This is a genomic window from Gordonia sp. DT218, assembly GCF_049847105.1.
In the GTDB taxonomy this organism is placed as follows: domain Bacteria; phylum Actinomycetota; class Actinomycetes; order Mycobacteriales; family Mycobacteriaceae; genus Gordonia.
The window spans coordinates 191,587-207,014 of the sequence record NZ_JBNCNS010000005.1 but is presented as its reverse complement, the minus strand read 5'-3'; the positions used below and the strand labels follow the sequence as shown (position 1 = coordinate 207,014).

Annotated in this window: 15 protein-coding genes; 4 read left to right on the top strand and 11 right to left on the bottom strand. The window is 65.8% G+C overall.

The window, feature by feature from the left end; translation table 11 throughout:
• Positions 1-46: 46 nt before the first annotated feature.
• From ACPXCG_RS19225 to puuE, 3 genes are read right to left on the bottom strand one after another with little or no spacing between them, the layout of a single operon-like run.
• Positions 47-1,279 (bottom strand): M50 family metallopeptidase, encoded by a 1,233-nt coding sequence (locus ACPXCG_RS19225; protein ID WP_425793700.1) that lies wholly within the window; start codon positions 1,277-1,279, stop codon positions 47-49.
• On the bottom strand, positions 1,276-2,451 hold the full coding sequence (gene dxr / locus ACPXCG_RS19220; RefSeq protein ID WP_425793699.1) for a 1-deoxy-D-xylulose-5-phosphate reductoisomerase: 1,176 nt from the start codon (positions 2,449-2,451) through the stop codon (positions 1,276-1,278). The genes ACPXCG_RS19225 and dxr overlap by 4 nt, the downstream gene beginning before the upstream one ends.
• Positions 2,452-2,495: 44 nt before the next feature.
• Positions 2,496-3,452 carry an allantoinase PuuE gene (gene puuE, locus ACPXCG_RS19215; RefSeq protein WP_425793698.1) on the bottom strand — a complete coding sequence of 319 codons (957 nt, stop codon included), beginning with the start codon at positions 3,450-3,452 and terminating at the stop codon, positions 2,496-2,498.
• Between the two features lie 151 nt (positions 3,453-3,603).
• Between puuE and ACPXCG_RS19210 the strand changes: the two genes are divergently transcribed.
• The gene (locus ACPXCG_RS19210) at positions 3,604-3,867 is read left to right on the top strand and encodes a DUF2631 domain-containing protein (protein ID WP_425793697.1); all 264 of its coding nucleotides are present in this window, start codon (positions 3,604-3,606) and stop codon (positions 3,865-3,867) included.
• Positions 3,868-3,880: 13 nt separating this feature from the next.
• Here ACPXCG_RS19210 and rlmN read toward each other — a convergent pair whose 3' ends face one another.
• On the bottom strand, positions 3,881-4,987 hold the full coding sequence (rlmN, locus tag ACPXCG_RS19205) for a 23S rRNA (adenine(2503)-C(2))-methyltransferase RlmN (protein WP_425793696.1): 1,107 nt from the start codon (positions 4,985-4,987) through the stop codon (positions 3,881-3,883).
• A gap of 30 nt (positions 4,988-5,017) precedes the next feature.
• On the opposite strand from rlmN, the gene ACPXCG_RS19200 reads away from it, so the two are divergent.
• Positions 5,018-5,395 carry a LapA family protein gene (locus ACPXCG_RS19200; protein WP_425793695.1) on the top strand — a complete coding sequence of 126 codons (378 nt, stop codon included), beginning with the start codon at positions 5,018-5,020 and terminating at the stop codon, positions 5,393-5,395.
• Positions 5,396-5,429: 34 nt separating this feature from the next.
• Here the strand turns inward: ACPXCG_RS19200 and ACPXCG_RS19195 are convergent, their stop codons facing one another.
• From ACPXCG_RS19195 to ACPXCG_RS19175, 5 genes are all read right to left on the bottom strand, one after another.
• Positions 5,430-6,344, bottom strand: a complete 915-nt coding sequence (locus ACPXCG_RS19195; RefSeq protein WP_425793693.1) for a phosphatidate cytidylyltransferase — start codon at positions 6,342-6,344, stop codon at positions 5,430-5,432.
• Positions 6,345-6,379: 35 nt separating this feature from the next.
• A complete protein-coding gene (gene frr, locus ACPXCG_RS19190; protein ID WP_425793691.1) occupies positions 6,380-6,937 on the bottom strand; it encodes a ribosome recycling factor in 558 nt (185 codons plus the stop codon).
• A 67-nt stretch (positions 6,938-7,004) separates the two neighbouring features.
• Positions 7,005-7,745, bottom strand: a complete 741-nt coding sequence (gene pyrH, locus ACPXCG_RS19185) for a UMP kinase (protein WP_425793690.1) — start codon at positions 7,743-7,745, stop codon at positions 7,005-7,007.
• Between the two features lie 136 nt (positions 7,746-7,881).
• Positions 7,882-8,838 carry a glucosyl-3-phosphoglycerate synthase gene (locus ACPXCG_RS19180; RefSeq protein WP_425793689.1) on the bottom strand — a complete coding sequence of 319 codons (957 nt, stop codon included), beginning with the start codon at positions 8,836-8,838 and terminating at the stop codon, positions 7,882-7,884.
• A gap of 65 nt (positions 8,839-8,903) precedes the next feature.
• On the bottom strand, positions 8,904-9,866 hold the full coding sequence (locus tag ACPXCG_RS19175; protein ID WP_425793999.1) for an alpha/beta hydrolase: 963 nt from the start codon (positions 9,864-9,866) through the stop codon (positions 8,904-8,906).
• Between the two features lie 353 nt (positions 9,867-10,219).
• On the opposite strand from ACPXCG_RS19175, the gene ACPXCG_RS19170 reads away from it, so the two are divergent.
• Both ACPXCG_RS19170 and ACPXCG_RS19165 read left to right on the top strand, forming a co-directional pair.
• Complete coding sequence (locus ACPXCG_RS19170; protein WP_425793687.1) at positions 10,220-11,647, top strand: condensation domain-containing protein; 1,428 nt, start codon at positions 10,220-10,222, stop codon at positions 11,645-11,647.
• Between the two features lie 29 nt (positions 11,648-11,676).
• Positions 11,677-13,407 carry an MFS transporter gene (locus ACPXCG_RS19165; RefSeq protein ID WP_425793998.1) on the top strand — a complete coding sequence of 577 codons (1,731 nt, stop codon included), beginning with the start codon at positions 11,677-11,679 and terminating at the stop codon, positions 13,405-13,407.
• A gap of 26 nt (positions 13,408-13,433) precedes the next feature.
• Here the strand turns inward: ACPXCG_RS19165 and tsf are convergent, their stop codons facing one another.
• Together tsf and rpsB are read right to left on the bottom strand one after the other, a co-directional pair.
• Positions 13,434-14,258 (bottom strand): translation elongation factor Ts, encoded by an 825-nt coding sequence (tsf, locus tag ACPXCG_RS19160; protein ID WP_425793686.1) that lies wholly within the window; start codon positions 14,256-14,258, stop codon positions 13,434-13,436.
• 80 nt (positions 14,259-14,338) lie between these two features.
• Positions 14,339-15,154 carry a 30S ribosomal protein S2 gene (rpsB, locus tag ACPXCG_RS19155; protein WP_164306762.1) on the bottom strand — a complete coding sequence of 272 codons (816 nt, stop codon included), beginning with the start codon at positions 15,152-15,154 and terminating at the stop codon, positions 14,339-14,341.
• Between the last annotated feature and the right edge of the window lie 274 nt (positions 15,155-15,428).

Here is a 15,428-nt window from a genome sequence, read left to right as displayed (position 1 = left end):
ACGGCTGAGCTGGGTGATGGAAGGTTGGGCGACGGCTAAGGCTGGGTCATTTGAACAGTTCGATCGGGTTGACGATGTCGGCGGTGACCGTCAGGACCATGAATCCACCCATGATGATCACCACCGCGTAGGTGATCGGCATGAGCTTCAGGTAGTCGACGGGCCCGCCTGCGCCACGCCCGAACCATCCGCGCACCGTGTTGCGGGCCTTCTCGTACCCGACGATGGCCATGTGCCCACCATCCAACGGTAATAGCGGCACGAGATTGAACAACCCGAGGAAAAAGTTGATGCTGATCAGCAACAGCAGGAAGGTGCTCCACGCACCCCGCTCGACGGCCTGACCACCCAGCACCGACGCGCCGTAGACGCTGACCGGGGTGTCTGCCGAGCGCTCACCACCCGTGACTGCCGTCCACAGGGCACTGACCTTCGACGGCATCGACAGCAAGGCGTCCCAGGTGGCCACGAACAGGTCACCGGTGAACGCGAACGATGCGGGGATCACCTCGAGTCCGTCGTAGTGGTTGATGTTCGGCGGCGGCGTGAACGTGATGCCGACCTGGCGGGCCTGTTCGGTCTCCTTGGTCCCGTCGGACCGCTGGACGACGATGGTCGCGGGTTGCGGAGTGATCGTGAGGTCGATCTTCTCGCCGCCGCGCTGCACGGTCATGTCGACCGGGTCGGAGCCCGTGCCGATCTGTTTGGACACCTCTGAGTAGTCGGAGACCGGCTGACCGTTGACGGCGACGATCGTGTCGCCGGCGCGCAGGCCCGCGTCGGCAGCCGGACCGTTGCCCGCGCACGGGGTCCGCACCGGCTCCGCCGTCTCGGAGTACGTGGTGGTGGCCGACACGCAACTCGTCTTCGACACCGTTGCGGGCACCGGGTCCTGGCTGATGTTCGGCAGGCCGAAAATCGCACCGACGATGACGACCAGGACGAACCCGAGCACGAAGTTCTGCGCCGGACCGGCCAACAGCACCACCAGCCGTTTCCACGGCTTCTGCAGGTACATGGCCCGCGGGCGGTCTTCCTCGGCGATCTCGTCGTAGGGCGTCATGCCCGCGATGTCACAGAAGCCGCCGAGCGGCAGCGCCTTGACGCCGTATTCGGTCTCCCCGCGACGGGTCGACCACAGCGTGGGCCCGAAGCCGACGAAGTATCGGCGGACCTTCATCCCGGTCGCCTGTGCTGCCCACATGTGACCGCATTCGTGCCATGCAACCGACAGCACCAGCGCTGCGGCGAACAGCACCACGCCGAGCGCAAAACTCACTGACTCACTCCATCCGCAGATGCCTTGACCAGACGCGCAGCATGTTCGCGTGCCCACTGATCAGCGGCCAAGACCTCATCCACAGTACCTGGCCGTTCCCGCCACTGATCGGCCTCGGCGAGCACCTCACGGATGATCTCGACGATCCGCGGGAACCGGATGGCACCGGCGAAGAAACCCTCAGCCGCGGCCTCGTTGGCGGCGTTGTAGACGGCGGTGAGCGAGCCACCGCCACGACCCGCCTCACGGGCGAGATCGATCGCCGGGAAGACCGCGTTGTCGACCGGCTCGAACGTCCACGACGACGCGGTCGAGAAGTCACAGGCGGCCGCCGAGCCGGGCACGCGCGCCGGCCAACCGAGCGCCAGCGCGATCGGGAGTTTCATCGACGGGGGCGATGCCTTGGCAATGGTGGCCCCGTCGACGAAGGTCACCATCGAATGGACGATCGACTGCGCGTGCACGGTGACGTCGATGCGGTCGTAGTCCACGCCGAACAGCAGGTGCGCCTCGATGACCTCGAGCGCCTTGTTCACCAGCGTTGCCGAGTTCAGCGTGATCATCGGACCCATCGACCAGGTCGGATGGTGACCTGCCTGCTCCGGGGTCACGTCCTCGAGCGCCGCGCGGGTCCAGCCCCGGAAGGGACCGCCCGATGCGGTGAGGACGAGCCGGTCCACCTCGTCGGCGGTGCCGGCCCGCAAGCATTGCGCGATCGCCGAGTGCTCTGAATCCACGGGCACGATCTGACCGGGGGCGGCGGCGTCGAGAACCAGGGAGCCGCCTGCGACCAGGGACTCCTTGTTCGCCAGCGCCAGTCGCGCTCCGGAACGCAACGCCGCGAGACTCGGCCGGAGACCGATGGACCCGACGACGGCGTTGAGGACCACATCGGCCTCGACGGCGTCGATCAGGTCACACATCGCGTCCGGGCCGCCGAGAACTCGGCTGCCGAGATCGTCGGAGAGCGTTCGCGCGGCAATCGGATCGGCAACCGCCAGGGCGCCGGCCGGAATCCGGAACGACTGTGCCTGGGCACGCAGCAGATCGAGGTTCGCGCCGCCTGCCCCGAGTCCGACCACCTGGAAACGTTCGGGATGCTCGGCGATGACCTCGAGGGCCTGGACACCGATCGACCCGGTCGAGCCGAGAATGAGTACGCGCGTCGTCACGAACTCATTGTCCTGCCTCGGACTGGTGAGCCCAAACTTCCGGTTCAGCCCGCCGGATGCACCTTCCGCCAGTGTTCGGCGATGTCGATGCGACGGGTGACCCAGACGTCGTCGTGGGCCTGCACGTGGTCGAGGAACCGCTCGAGTGCGGCCAGTCGTGCCGGGCGGCCGGCGATCCGGCAGTGCAGTCCGATCGAGAGCATCTTGGGTGCGCCGGCAACACCTTCGGCATACAGCACGTCGAAGGCGTCGCGTAGATGGGCGAAGAACTGATCGCCGGACGGAAACCCGCCGGGTGACGCGAACCGCATGTCGTTCGTGTCGAGGGTGTACGGCACCACGAGGTGATCGACGACCGAGTCACCTCGTGGCACCTTCACCCAATACGGCAGGTCGTCCGCGTAGCTGTCCGAGTCGTAGACGAATCCGCCGTGCTCCACCACGAGTTGGCGGGTGTTGGGCGAATCGCGGCCCGTGTACCAGCCGAGGGGTGGGTGACCGGTGATCTCGGTCAGCAGGTCGACGCCGACCTCCATGTGTTCACGCTCCACGGCCGCGTTGACCAGCTGGTAGCTGAGCCATCGATAGCCGTGACACGCGATCTCGTCGCCGCGTTCGACGAAGGCCGCGGCCGCCTCCGGATTGCGCGCCATCGCCTGTGCGACCGCGAAGATGGTGAGCGGCAGTTGCCGTCGCGAGAACGTCCGCAGAATCCGCCAGACGCCGGCACGCGACCCGTACTCGTAGAGCGATTCCATGCTCATGTGCCGGTTCGGGAACGACTGCGCACCGATCATCTCGGACAGGAAGGTCTCACTGCCACGGTCGTTCTCGAGGACGTTGTTCTCCGAGCCCTCCTCGTAGTTGAGCACGAACTGCACGGCGATCCTGGCGCCGCCCGGCCACTGCGGATCCGGGGTTGTGGCACCGTAACCGATCATGTCGCGCGGATAGTTCTCCGAGCGGTAATCGGCCAGGGTTCGATGCGCGGTGTCGGACATGGCGGCATTCTGTCACCGAACTCGCGGCCATGCGTGGTGGCAGGTACGTCGCGGGTGCGGGGCTACCGCTATGCTGTTCGATGAACTACTACCGACCGTCAGACTTCTGGTCACGTCCGTCAGATCGCTGACCGTGCAGTGAGGAGCCACCGTGGCAAGCACCGAGGTTGAGCACGTCGACACCGGCTGGGTTCGCGAACCCGCGGATGCGCCCTCGGCCCGGTTCGGCTGGCACGGTCAGGCGACCAAGTCTTTCATGATCGCCGGATGGTTCTGTGTGGTCGCGCTGCTCTGCATGCTCATCGGCAACCAGCGGGGACACATCGAGGACATCTACCTCGTCGGGATGGCGGCCGTTCTCGCGTTCTTCCTGATCCGGCCGTCGATCCGCAATCGGGGCCGCTGGAAGAACTGACCGCCTACCGGTCTCAGCGTTCTTCGGCCGCCAACTGCCCACAGGCGGCGGCGATCTCTTGCCCGCGGGTGTCCCGCACCGTGCAGGAGACACCTTGTTCCCGGACCCGCCGGACGAACTCGCGTTCGACCGGTTTGGGACTGGCGTCCCATTCCGACCCCGGGGTGGGATTGAGCGGGATCAGGTTGACGTGCACGCGCGAACCGAGCGCCTTGTGCAGCTTCTCCCCCAACAGATCCGCCCGCCACGGCTGATCGTTGACGTCCCTGATCAGTGCGTACTCGATCGACACGCGCCGGCCCGTGGTATCGGCGTAATAGCGCGCGGCGTCGAGGACCTCCGACACCGACCACCTGTTGTTCACCGGCACCAGGGTGTCGCGGAGTTCGTCGTCGGGTGTGTGCAGCGACACCGCCAGGGTGACCGCGAGTCCCTCGTCCGCCAGGCGCCGGATCGAAGGTGCGAGGCCGACCGTCGAGACGGTCACCGACCGCGCCGAGATCCCCAGCCCGTCCGGTACCGGCGACGTGATCTGCCGGACCGCACTGACCACCCGCTTGTAGTTCGCGAGTGGCTCGCCCATACCCATGAAGACGACATTCGACAACCGGCCGGGCTCACCGAACTCGCCGTCGCGCAACGCCCGCGCCGCAGCCCGAACCTGGTCGACGATCTCGGCCGTCGACAGATTGCGGTCGAGGCCGCCCTGCCCGGTCGCGCAGAACGGACAAGCCATCCCGCAACCGGCCTGACTGGAAATGCACAGTGTGTTGCGCTCGGTGTAGCGCATGAGAACGCTCTCCAGGAGCGTGCCGTCGTGCAGTCGCCACAACGTCTTCCGCGTGTCGCCGTCGTCGCAGGAGATGTGCCGCACCGGACTCAGCAAGGGCGGGAAGAGTTTCTCGCCGACGGCATCGCGTGACGTCGCGGGCAGGTCGCTCATCTCCTCGACGTCGCCGTTGAGGCGACCGTAGTACTGTCGCGCCAGCTGATTGGCCCGGAACTTGGGGAGCCCCAGGGCGGCGAGGGCAGCGACCCGGCCCTCGGGGGCGAGGTCGGCGAAATGAGTCGGCGGACGCCCCCGTTTGGGCGCGTCGAACACGAGCGGCAATGACGACATGTTGACATTGTCGCATGTCATGATAGGTACATGACGACACCTGATCCGCAGCGACCCGAGGTGACACCGGGCGATCTGCCCCCGGCGGATGCCGACCTGGATCGAGATCACCAGGCGCTGCTCGACGAACGTGACGAGCTCCGCACGAAGGTGAAAAACGTCGAACACACGCGCACCCGTGCGACTTTCATCGGCCTGGTGATCGGTGCGGTCATCACGGTGCTGCTGCTTGTCTTCATCCTGCAGAACCTCGACTCGCAGCGGATCACGTTGATCTTCTGGGAGGTCAACCTGCCGCTGGGTGTGAGCCTTCTCATCGCGGCGATCGCCGGAGCACTCATCGTCGCGCTGGCCGGCGGCCTGCGCATGTTGCAGATGAGCCGAGCGATGCGCAAGGCCAAAAAGTAGCGCAGGCCGCGAGCACGCAGCAGCGGCCTGCAGGTCAGAGCAGCGCCGTCAGGACCGCCCACACGATGAACGCCGACGGCAGCAGCGAGTCGAGACGGTCCATGATGCCACCGTGTCCCGGCAGCAACGTGCCCATGTCCTTGATGCCGAGATCTCGTTTGACCTGGGATTCGACCAGATCACCGAGCGTTGCGCAGACGACCAGCACCGGACCGAGGATCGCGCCGACCCACCAGTGGGTGTCGAGGAAGAAGACCACGCAGCAGATTGCGCCCGTCGTACCGACGACCAGTGATCCGACGAGCCCCTCCCAGGACTTCTTCGGGCTGATGGCGGGCGCCATCGCGTGCTTGCCGAACAACACGCCCGCCGCATAACCGCCGACGTCGGAGCACACCACCACCACCATCAACGTCGCCACCCGGGCCGCGCCGTCGTCCTGCACCACCATCTGAGCGCCGAACGACGCGAGCAACGGCAACCATGCCAGGACGAACACACTCGCGGCCAGGTTTCGGAGATAGTTCTCGGGTGCATGACCGATTCCCTGAGCCAGCAGCATCCAGACCATCAGGATCAGCACCGTCGCCGCGAAGGCCGTGAGCACTCCGGTCTGCGCCCAGGGCCAGCTCGACCAGATGATCGCCTGGCCGCCGATCAGCAACGGCCACAGCGCCACCTGGAAGCCGCCGTCGCGCAGCCGCTTGGTCACCTCCCACGTCGCGATCGCGAACGCAACGGCCACCACGCCGTACCAGATCTTCGGCGCGAAGATCAGGATCAGAATGATCGAGACACCGAGAGACCCGCCGACTGCGATCGCCGCGGGAAGATTTCGGCCGGCCCGCGACTTCTTGGGAGCAGGTTCCCCGGAAACGGCCTCGGCAGGGGTCCCCGAACCCTCGCCGCCGTCCGCAGGCGGCGTGTTCGCGGAGGATTCGGTGGCCATCACTTCCGGTATAGACGCGTGGGTTGGGTCAGTGCTCACACTTCGAGCAATTCGTTCTCTTTGTGCTTCACCAGGTCGTCGACCTGTGTGACGTAGCCGCCGGTCGTCTTGTCGAGTTCCTTCTCGGCGCGGTTCACCTCGTCCTCGCCGGCCTCGCCGTCCTTCTGGATGCGCTTGAGTTCGTCGACGGCCTTCCGGCGGACGTTGCGGATGGCCACCTTCGCGTCCTCGCCCTTACCCTTGGCCTGCTTCACGAGTTCGCGACGCCGTTCCTCGGTGAGCTGAGGGATCGCGACACGGATGATCGTGCCGTCGTTGGTCGGGTTCACGCCGAGGTCCGAGTTCCGGATCGCCGTCTCGATGTCACGCAGCGTGGAGGGCTCGTAGGGCTTGATCACCACCATCCTGGCCTCCGGCGTGTTGATGCTCGCCACCTGGGTGACCGGGGTGAGCGCACCGTAGTACTCGATGTTGACCTTGTTGAACATCGCCGGATTGGCACGGCCGGTGCGAATCGAGCCCATGTCGTCCTTGGCGACGCCGACCGCCTTCTCCATCTTCTCTTCGGCGTCCAGCAGCGCGTCGTCGATCATCGTCGTCCCACTTCTACTCGATACGGGTTCGGATTGGTGCACGTCATGAGAGCGCGAGCCGTCATGACTACGTTGCCACCAGGGTGCCGATTCGCTTGCCTGCGACTGCCCGGGCGATGTTGCCCTCCTCCAGCAGATTGAACACCAGGATCGGCATCTTGTTGTCCATACACAGACTGAACGCGGTCGCGTCGGCGACCTTGAGTTCCTTGTCGAGCACCTCGCGATGGGTGACCTCGGTGAACATGGTCGCATCCGGGACGATCCGGGGGTCGGCGTCGTAGATGCCGTCGACTCCCTTCGCCATCAACACGACCTCGGCCTTGATCTCCAGGGCCCGCTGGGCGGCCGTGGTGTCGGTGGAGAAATACGGCATCCCCATGCCTGCACCGAAGATCACCACCCGACCCTTCTCCAGATGGCGCTGCGCCCTCAGCGGCAGATAGGGCTCGGCCACCTGGCCCATCGAGATGGCGGTCTGGACGCGGGTGCTCACGCCACGCTTCTCCAGAAAGTCCTGTAAGGCGAGACAATTCATCACCGTACCGAGCATGCCCATGTAATCCGACCGGGATCGGTCGAGGCCACGCTGCTGGAGTTCGGCGCCTCGGAAGAAGTTGCCACCGCCGATGACGACCGCAACCTGTACTCCCGATCCGACCACCTCGGCGATCTGGTCGGCGACGGTTGCCACCACGTCGGGATCGAGACCGACCTCGCCGCCGCCGAACATCTCACCCCCGAGTTTGAGAAGCACGCGACGGTAGCCGTGACGTTCGGACTGCTGCATGTCGGGGGTTTCGCTCATCAACATCCTCACTCGTCGGTTCGGTGAACATCGTACGTCCCTCGACGAGAGGTCCGGCAAAGAGCGGTCGGCGCGCCCGTTCGCAGGGAGAGACGGCCGACGCAGAGCACCCCGGCGGACGGTGTGACGTGCGCGGTCAGTGAGCGCCGACGTCGGCCAGGGTGCGTCCCGGCACCAGCCGCATCGGAGGCCGATCGTCGAGGACCGGATAGGCACGCCGGACCGAGTGCCCGTCGCCCTCCATCAGGAACTGGGTGAGAGGACTCCCCGAATCCTCGATCCCGAGCCGGCTCATCATCGTCGCGATGATCTGGCGGGACATCGGCCCCAGCTCACGGAGAGGGCGGTTCCGATGGATTCTGGTCCCGAGATTGACCTGACCGATCGCATCCATCCCGTACCGGCTCAGCGTGTCGAGGACGATACCGATCTCCACGCCGTAACCGGGGGCGAACGGGATCGATGTCAGCAGCTCGCGCGTTCCGGCGTATTCACCCGCCAACGGCTGGATCAGGGCGGACAGCTCTGGTCTCAGGGCAGAGACCAGAGGGCGCACCACGAGTTCGGTGACACGCCCACCACCGGTCGGATCGATCCCGCCCGATCCCAGGAGTGGCCGTCGGTAGTAGCCCTTGACCAGCTGCAACTCGGGCACCATCAGCAGCGGACCGACGAGACTGGGAACATACATCGGATCGGGATCGACCAGGTCACTGTCGATGTAGACCACAATGTCGCCGACCGTCGTCGCCAGCGACCGCCACAGGACCTCACCCTTGCCCGGCAGCGGCGTCACTTCCGGCAACGCCGACTCCCGGCTCTCCACACGTGCCCCCGCGGCCTCCGCGCGGGCCATGGTGGCGTCCGACGACCCGGAGTCGACGACGACGACCTCGTCGACGAGCCCACCCACGAGGGGCATGATGCTCGCGATGACGGACCCGACAGTCCGCTCCTCATCGAGGGCGGGCAGCACCACCGAGATAGACCGACCGTCCTTGCGGGCGATCAAGTCGTCAACTGTCCAGTCGGGCCGCTCCCACGTGTTCGATTCCAGCCAGGTCGCCGAGCCCTGCATGGCGGCAATCGTCATCGAATCACGGTCCATCGCGGCCGAACCGTCCGCGGCAACCCCGCCGGGGTCGTGACGACGGGCCGTCACGCGGCGAGCGCCCGTCGGAACTGCGGCCACGCCCGGTGCAGTTCGTCCTGCCAGTACGGCCAGGCGTGCGTGCCGCCTTCGTACAGGTGGAAGGTCGCGGGCACCCCTTGTTCGCGCATCCGTCGCTGGAGGTTGCGGGTGCATTCGCCGGTCGCGGTCTCGATGACCGCACCGACTGCGAGCTGGTCGAACAGTTTGCTGCCGCTGCCGTCGATGCCCGGCCCGTTGATCGTGTCGTAGCGGCCGGGCGTACCCGAACCGTTGGAGACGTAGACGGACTTGCCGCGGAACTTGTCGACGTGCAGGTACGGATCGTTCGCCCGCCAGGCCGGGTCGGTGGACGGCCCCCACATGTTGAGAGTGTTCCCGCCGCCGCGACCCTCCACCACCATCCGGACGACGGCTTGTCCGAGTGGGTCGCTGGTCTGCGCGCACCCGCTGAAGGAACCGATCGCGCGGTAGAGCTGCGGAGCGTGGAGCGACAGCTGGAAGACCGATGTTCCAGCCATGGAGATGCCGGCAATTGCGTTGCGTCCGTTGGCGTCAAACCGCTTGTCGATGGCGCGGGGGAGCTCGTCGGTCAGAAAGGTGGCCCACTTCTGGTACCCCAGAGTGGGATCCGGACGCTTCCAGTCCGTGAAGTAGCTCGCAGCACCTCCCATCGGTACGACGACATTGACATGCTGGTCAGCGAAGAACGATCGGATGTCGGTCTGGTCGAACCAGCTGCTCCCGCCCTCACCTCCGGCAGCTCCGTTCAACAGATAGAGAGTCGGCGCGGGACCACCGCCGGACGCGGGAATCACCTTGACGGACAACGACCTACGCATCGCAGGTGAGCGCACCGTGAGATCGATCTCGTGGGTCGGCCGGACATGTTCGGCAACGATCGTCGCGCCCAACGGAGCCGCCGACGACATCGCCGGCATCAACTGCCCCGCCAGGGCGACACACGCCATTGCGGCCGCCGCCGCCACTCCCCTTACAGCGACCCGCTTGGCACGCGAGACCGAAGGCCCCGTTCCGGGCTGGTCCACCTTGTCACCCCCATCGCAGAAACACCCGACTCGGTGTCGACGATTGGAGTGTGCCGCAACACCGCCCCGCTGTCCAGCCCCACGACAGTACGGATGACTGGGACCTTTGTCCAATTAAAATTGTTGACAGCCAAGACCTTTCATGGGTGGATGCTCTGGGAGGGATTGACATTCCAGTCCGTCCGGTTGGGTCTCGTTTCGGGATCTCATGCTTCAGTGCGGCAGCCCACGGGCGAGCCACCGCTCCATCCGCAATCAGCGAATAGAGGTTAGAGATGGTAAGTTTCGGGCTCATCGACGAGTGGAACCCTCGTCCGGGTCGATTGACCAGCTGGGTCGCGTCACCGTCATCGATCGCCGAATCAGCGCGTGCCGCAATTCATCCGGTGCCCCCGTCGCACCAGCAAGAGGAGTACCTCCGCGCCGCCCGGCGCAACCAATCCACGGGCTTCCGGTTCTCACGTCTCTGTTTGATCGCGTTCGACATCCAGGCGCAGCTGGACCCGTCGGCATTGACCACCGCACTGACCACCTTCCTGCGCCGCCACGACACGTTCAGGTCCTGGTTCTCGGTCGAGCCCGACGGGTCGATCGCCAGGCACGTGACCGAACCCGAGACGATCGACCTGCTCCGGAACGATCACGGCGATTTCCCGACACCGGCCCGAATCCGTACGCATGTACAGCAGGAGACACCTGGCCCATTCGACTGGGATTGCTTCTCGTTCGGCGCAATCGAGTGGGATGGCGGTTTCACCATCTACTGCGCGGTGGATCATCTGAACACCGACGGCATGTCGCAGGCGATGACCTGCGTCGATCTGATGACCTTGTACATGAATGCCGCGTTCGGCATGGACACCCCGCTGGCGCCGGTGGGAAGCTACGTCGACTACTGCGAGCGCGAGCGGTCCATCTCGCGCGAACTCTCTCGGAATTCTCCCCAGGTCCAGCGGTGGATCGACGTTGTGTCGACTCACGGCGGCCATCTTCCCCGTTTTCCGCTACCGCTCGGGAAGGATGCCGACACCCACACCCGCAGCGCACATCTCACGACCAGAGTCTTCGACGACGACGCTGCGGCACAGCGATTCGAGGACGCGTGTCGGGCAAACGGCGGAAACGTCACCGCCGGCCTGATGGCGATCGCCGCGCTGGTCTACGCCGAGTTCACCGGTGAGTCCGGCTATCTGGGCATGACGCCCAAGAGCACCCGGCAGGCCGGGAGTGAACTGAACTCGGTGGGCTGGTTCACCAGCCTCATCCCGGTTCCTGTGACAGTGCAGCCCGACAGCACATTCGCCTCGGCGGTCGCACAGGCCGCCCGGAGTTACGACGCCGGAAAAGACCTGACCGATGTGTCCTTCCACCGGGTCCTCGAACTCGTGCGGCCAGAAGACGACATCGATGTCGAACCCGGCTGGTCGGTCCCGATGATCTCCTACATAGACGTGCGGAAGCTTCCCGGCGTCGAGATGTTCGATGCCATCAACGGATGCCTGTACGGCAACCGGGGCAGCAGCGAGGAAGTGTTCATGTGGATCAACCGATTCCAGGATGAGACCTCGATGACCTTTCTGTACCCCGACACCGAGATCGCCCGGGCATCCGTGCGCGACTATACCGACAAGTTCATCGAGATCATGGAAACTATTGCAAGGCAGGGCGACTACGACCAGGTTGTCCCCGCGTTGACCCGGTGAGCCCGACAGCGCACGACCGCTTGGGCACGATGGCGAGGGCCGATGCCGTGCCCGCGGATTCGATCGCGGCCGAGCCGGTGGTCCGCGCAGCCTGGTTGGCCCTTGCCGGCTGTCTGCTCGGTCTGTTCATGCAGATGCTGGACACCACGATCGTCAACATCGCCCTGCCGGACCTGACCGTCGACCTCGGAGCATCCACCTCCGAGCAACTCCTGGTCCTCAGCGTGTACACCCTGGCATTCGCGTGCACCTTGTTGACAGCCGCAACCCTGGGCGGCCGACTTGGTCGTCGGCGGGTGTTCGTCACCGCGATCCTGGCATTCACTGTCACGTCGGTGCTCTGTGGGGTGGCGCGGGGACCGGTGGAACTGATCGTGTTCCGGGGCGCCCAGGGAGTCAGCGCGGCCCTCATGTCGGCGCAGACGTTGGCGCTCATCGCCGCGCTGTTCCCCAAGACCCGACATGGTCTGGTCTTCGGCATCTACGGCGCGGTCGCAGGTCTCGCCGCCATGCTCGGACCCGTCATCGGCGGTGTCCTCGTCACCTCGGACGTTCTCGGGTGGGGTTGGCGAACGATCTTTTTCGTCAACGTCCCGCTCGGCGTGATCGCGTGCGGATTGGCATGGCGCAGGCTTCCGCAGCTGCGTGAGCTGCCGGCACCCCGACTGGACCTGCGGGGCGTGGTGTTGTCGACCGCGGGTCTGTTCTTCCTGCTGTATCCCCTTGCGGTCGGGCGTGAGCAGGATTGGCCTCCGCAGCTCTGGGTGATGATGGGTGTGTCGGTGGTGCTGCTCGTGCTGTTCGTGGTCCTCGAACGGCGCCTCCTCGCACGTGGCGGCACCCCCCTGCTCAGGGTGGATCTGTTCCGGTCGCGACGCTTCTCCGTCGGGTTGTCGCTGTCACTGCTCTTCTTCAGTGTGTTCGCCGGATTCTTCTTCACCGTGTCCATCTCGGCGCAGTTCGGTCTCGGCTACTCGCCCTTGCGGACCGGGCTGTTGGCGCTGCCGTTCGCTCTCGGCGGCGCGGTGGGCTCCGTGGTCTCCCCTGCCGTCGTCGAACGGATCGGCTCGGCCCGGACACTGTGTGCGGGCGCCATCGTCCTCGGCGCCGGACTGGGCTGGGTCGGGCTGACCCTCCAGCCGATCAGTGGCACGATGTCGATACCCGCCGTGATCGCACCACTCGTGGTCGGCGGGATCGGCACAGGGCTGTTCGTCGCGCCACTACAGACGGCGATCTTGTCGGACACCTCCGAGGCGAACATCGGCTCGGCATCGGGATGCGTGCCGACTGTTCAGCAGATCGGCGCGTCGATAGGGCTGGCCGTCGTGTCGCTGTTCTTCTTCGGTCAGGTTGCCGCTCAAGCGCAGTCCGCGGTGCCCGCGGCGCGCGCTGGGCTCGTGGCAGACCTGCAGAACACCGCCGTCGAGCCGCTGTTCCGTGCTCCGATGGCCGATCGATTCGCCGACTGTGCGCGCGGCCAGCTGACCTCGCCGCATCCCGATCGACCCGCGCCGGGGTGCGGCGACGATGCCTCGGCGCAGACCGGTATGGCCGCGGATCTGGTCGGCAAGGCCACGCGCGAATTGCAGGTGGCGGGCCGGTCGGTGGCGGCACGAAGCTTCGTGGGGGCGTTTCAGACCACGCTGTGGGTGCTCGCCGGGATGTGCGCGGCGATCGCCGTGCTGACGCTGGGTCTCGGCCGCCGACCGCGCGTACAACCCCGGACAGCAGACGACCCCGCGTCACCTGAGCGGTGACGCGGGGTCGTCTTCTGGTCAACAGGTCAGGACTGGCCGACCTCGAAGCGCGTGAACCCGTTGATGGTCACGCCCGCTTCGTCGAGAAGAGCCTTGACGGTCTTCTTGGAGTCCTGCACCGACGGCTGGTCGAGCAGCACGACATCTTTGTAGAAGCCGTTGACGCGGCCGTCGACGATCTTCGGCAGCGCCTGCTCGGGCTTGCCCTCTTCCTTCGCGGTCTGCTCGGCGATGCGGCGCTCGTTCTCCACCACGTCGGCGGGCACCTCGTCACGGGTTGCGTACTTCGCACGCAGCGCGGCGACCTGCATGGCGGCGCCTCGCGCGGCCTCCGCAGCAGCGTCGCCCTCACCGGTGTAGGACACCAGCACGCCGACGGCCGGTGGCAGGTCGGATGCACGCTTGTGCAGGTACACGGCAACAGGCCCGTCGTAGTAGGCGACCCGACGCAATTCGAGCTTCTCGCCGATCTTGGCCGACAGTGCGGCGACGGCCTCGTCCACGGTGCCGCCACCCAGTGCCGCCGTCTTGAGCGCGTCCACGTCACTGGTCTTGGCGACCGCTGCGGCGTCGAGGATCTGGTCGGCGAGTTCCTGGAACTCGGCGTTCTTCGCGACGAAGTCGGTCTCCGAGTTCAGCTCGATCAGCACGCCGTCCTTGGCTGCGACGAGGCCCTCGGCGGTGGAGCGCTCGGCGCGCTTGCCGACGTCCTTCGCGCCCTTGATGCGCAACTCCTCAACGGCCTTGTCGAAGTCGCCGTCGTTGTTCGCGAGCGCGTTCTTGCAGTCCATCATTCCTGAGCCGGTGAGCTCACGGAGACGCTTCACATCGGCTGCGGTGTAGTTCGCCATCGTTGGCGAGCCTCCTTAGAGAGAGTGTCGAATGCCTCCCCGGGCCGGGTCCCGGCCCGGGGAGGCATCAGGACTGGTTCCTACTGGGCCGGGGTGGTACCGGCCTCGCCACCGGCGGGCGCGGTCGCCTGGGTGAGAAGTTCCTGCTCCCACTCGGCCAGCGGCTCGCCGCCGCCTGCTTCCGGCTTGGAATCGTCGGAGGACTGGCCGGCTCGGGCCTGCACTCCCTCGGCGACTGCCGACGCGACCACGCGGGTGAGCAGAGCGGCGCTGCGGATCGCGTCGTCGTTGCCCGGGATCGGGTAGTCGACGAGGTCCGGATCGCAGTTGGTGTCGAGGATCGCGATGACCGGGATGTTGAGCTTGCGTGCCTCACCGACAGCAATGTGCTCCTTGTTGGTGTCCACCACCCAAACGGCGGACGGCACCTTGGCCATATCGCGGATACCACCGAGGGTCCGCTCGAGCTTGTTCTTCTCACGCGTCAGCATGAGGATTTCCTTCTTGGTGCGACCCTCGAAGCCACCGGTCTGCTCCATGGTCTCGAGTTCCTTCAGGCGCTGGAGGCGCTTGTGGACGGTCGAGAAGTTGGTGAGCATGCCGCCGAGCCAGCGCTGGTTCACATACGGCATACCGACGCGAGTGGCCTCTGCGGCGATCGACTCCTGCGCCTGCTTCTTGGTACCGACGAAGAGGATCGTGCCGCCGTGGGCAACGGTCTCCTTGACGAACTCGTACGCCTTGTCGATGTAGGTCAGCGTCTGCTGCAGGTCGATGATGTAGATGCCGTTGCGGTCGGTGAAGATGAACCGCTTCATCTTCGGATTCCAACGGCGGGTCTGATGCCCGAAGTGTGCGCCGCTGTCCAGCAGCTGCTTCATGGTCACGACAGCCATGTCGTCATTTCCTTTGTGTGCAGTTGACATCGACACCGGTCGGTGCCGATCCTGACGCCTGCCGCCGTGGTGGACCCGGGTCGCAGTTCTCGACCGCTTCCGAGACCGCCCACCCGGCGTGATGAACCGCTTTCACGAGGTGATGTGCGGTTCGCAACGCAGGCGCGCGAAGTCACCTCACCGAAATCGATGAGGTGCGTCGGTCAGTTTACGCCGGTCACCTGCCGAAAAACAAAATCCCCACCCGGCGTTCGACCGAACCGTGTACGGCCGG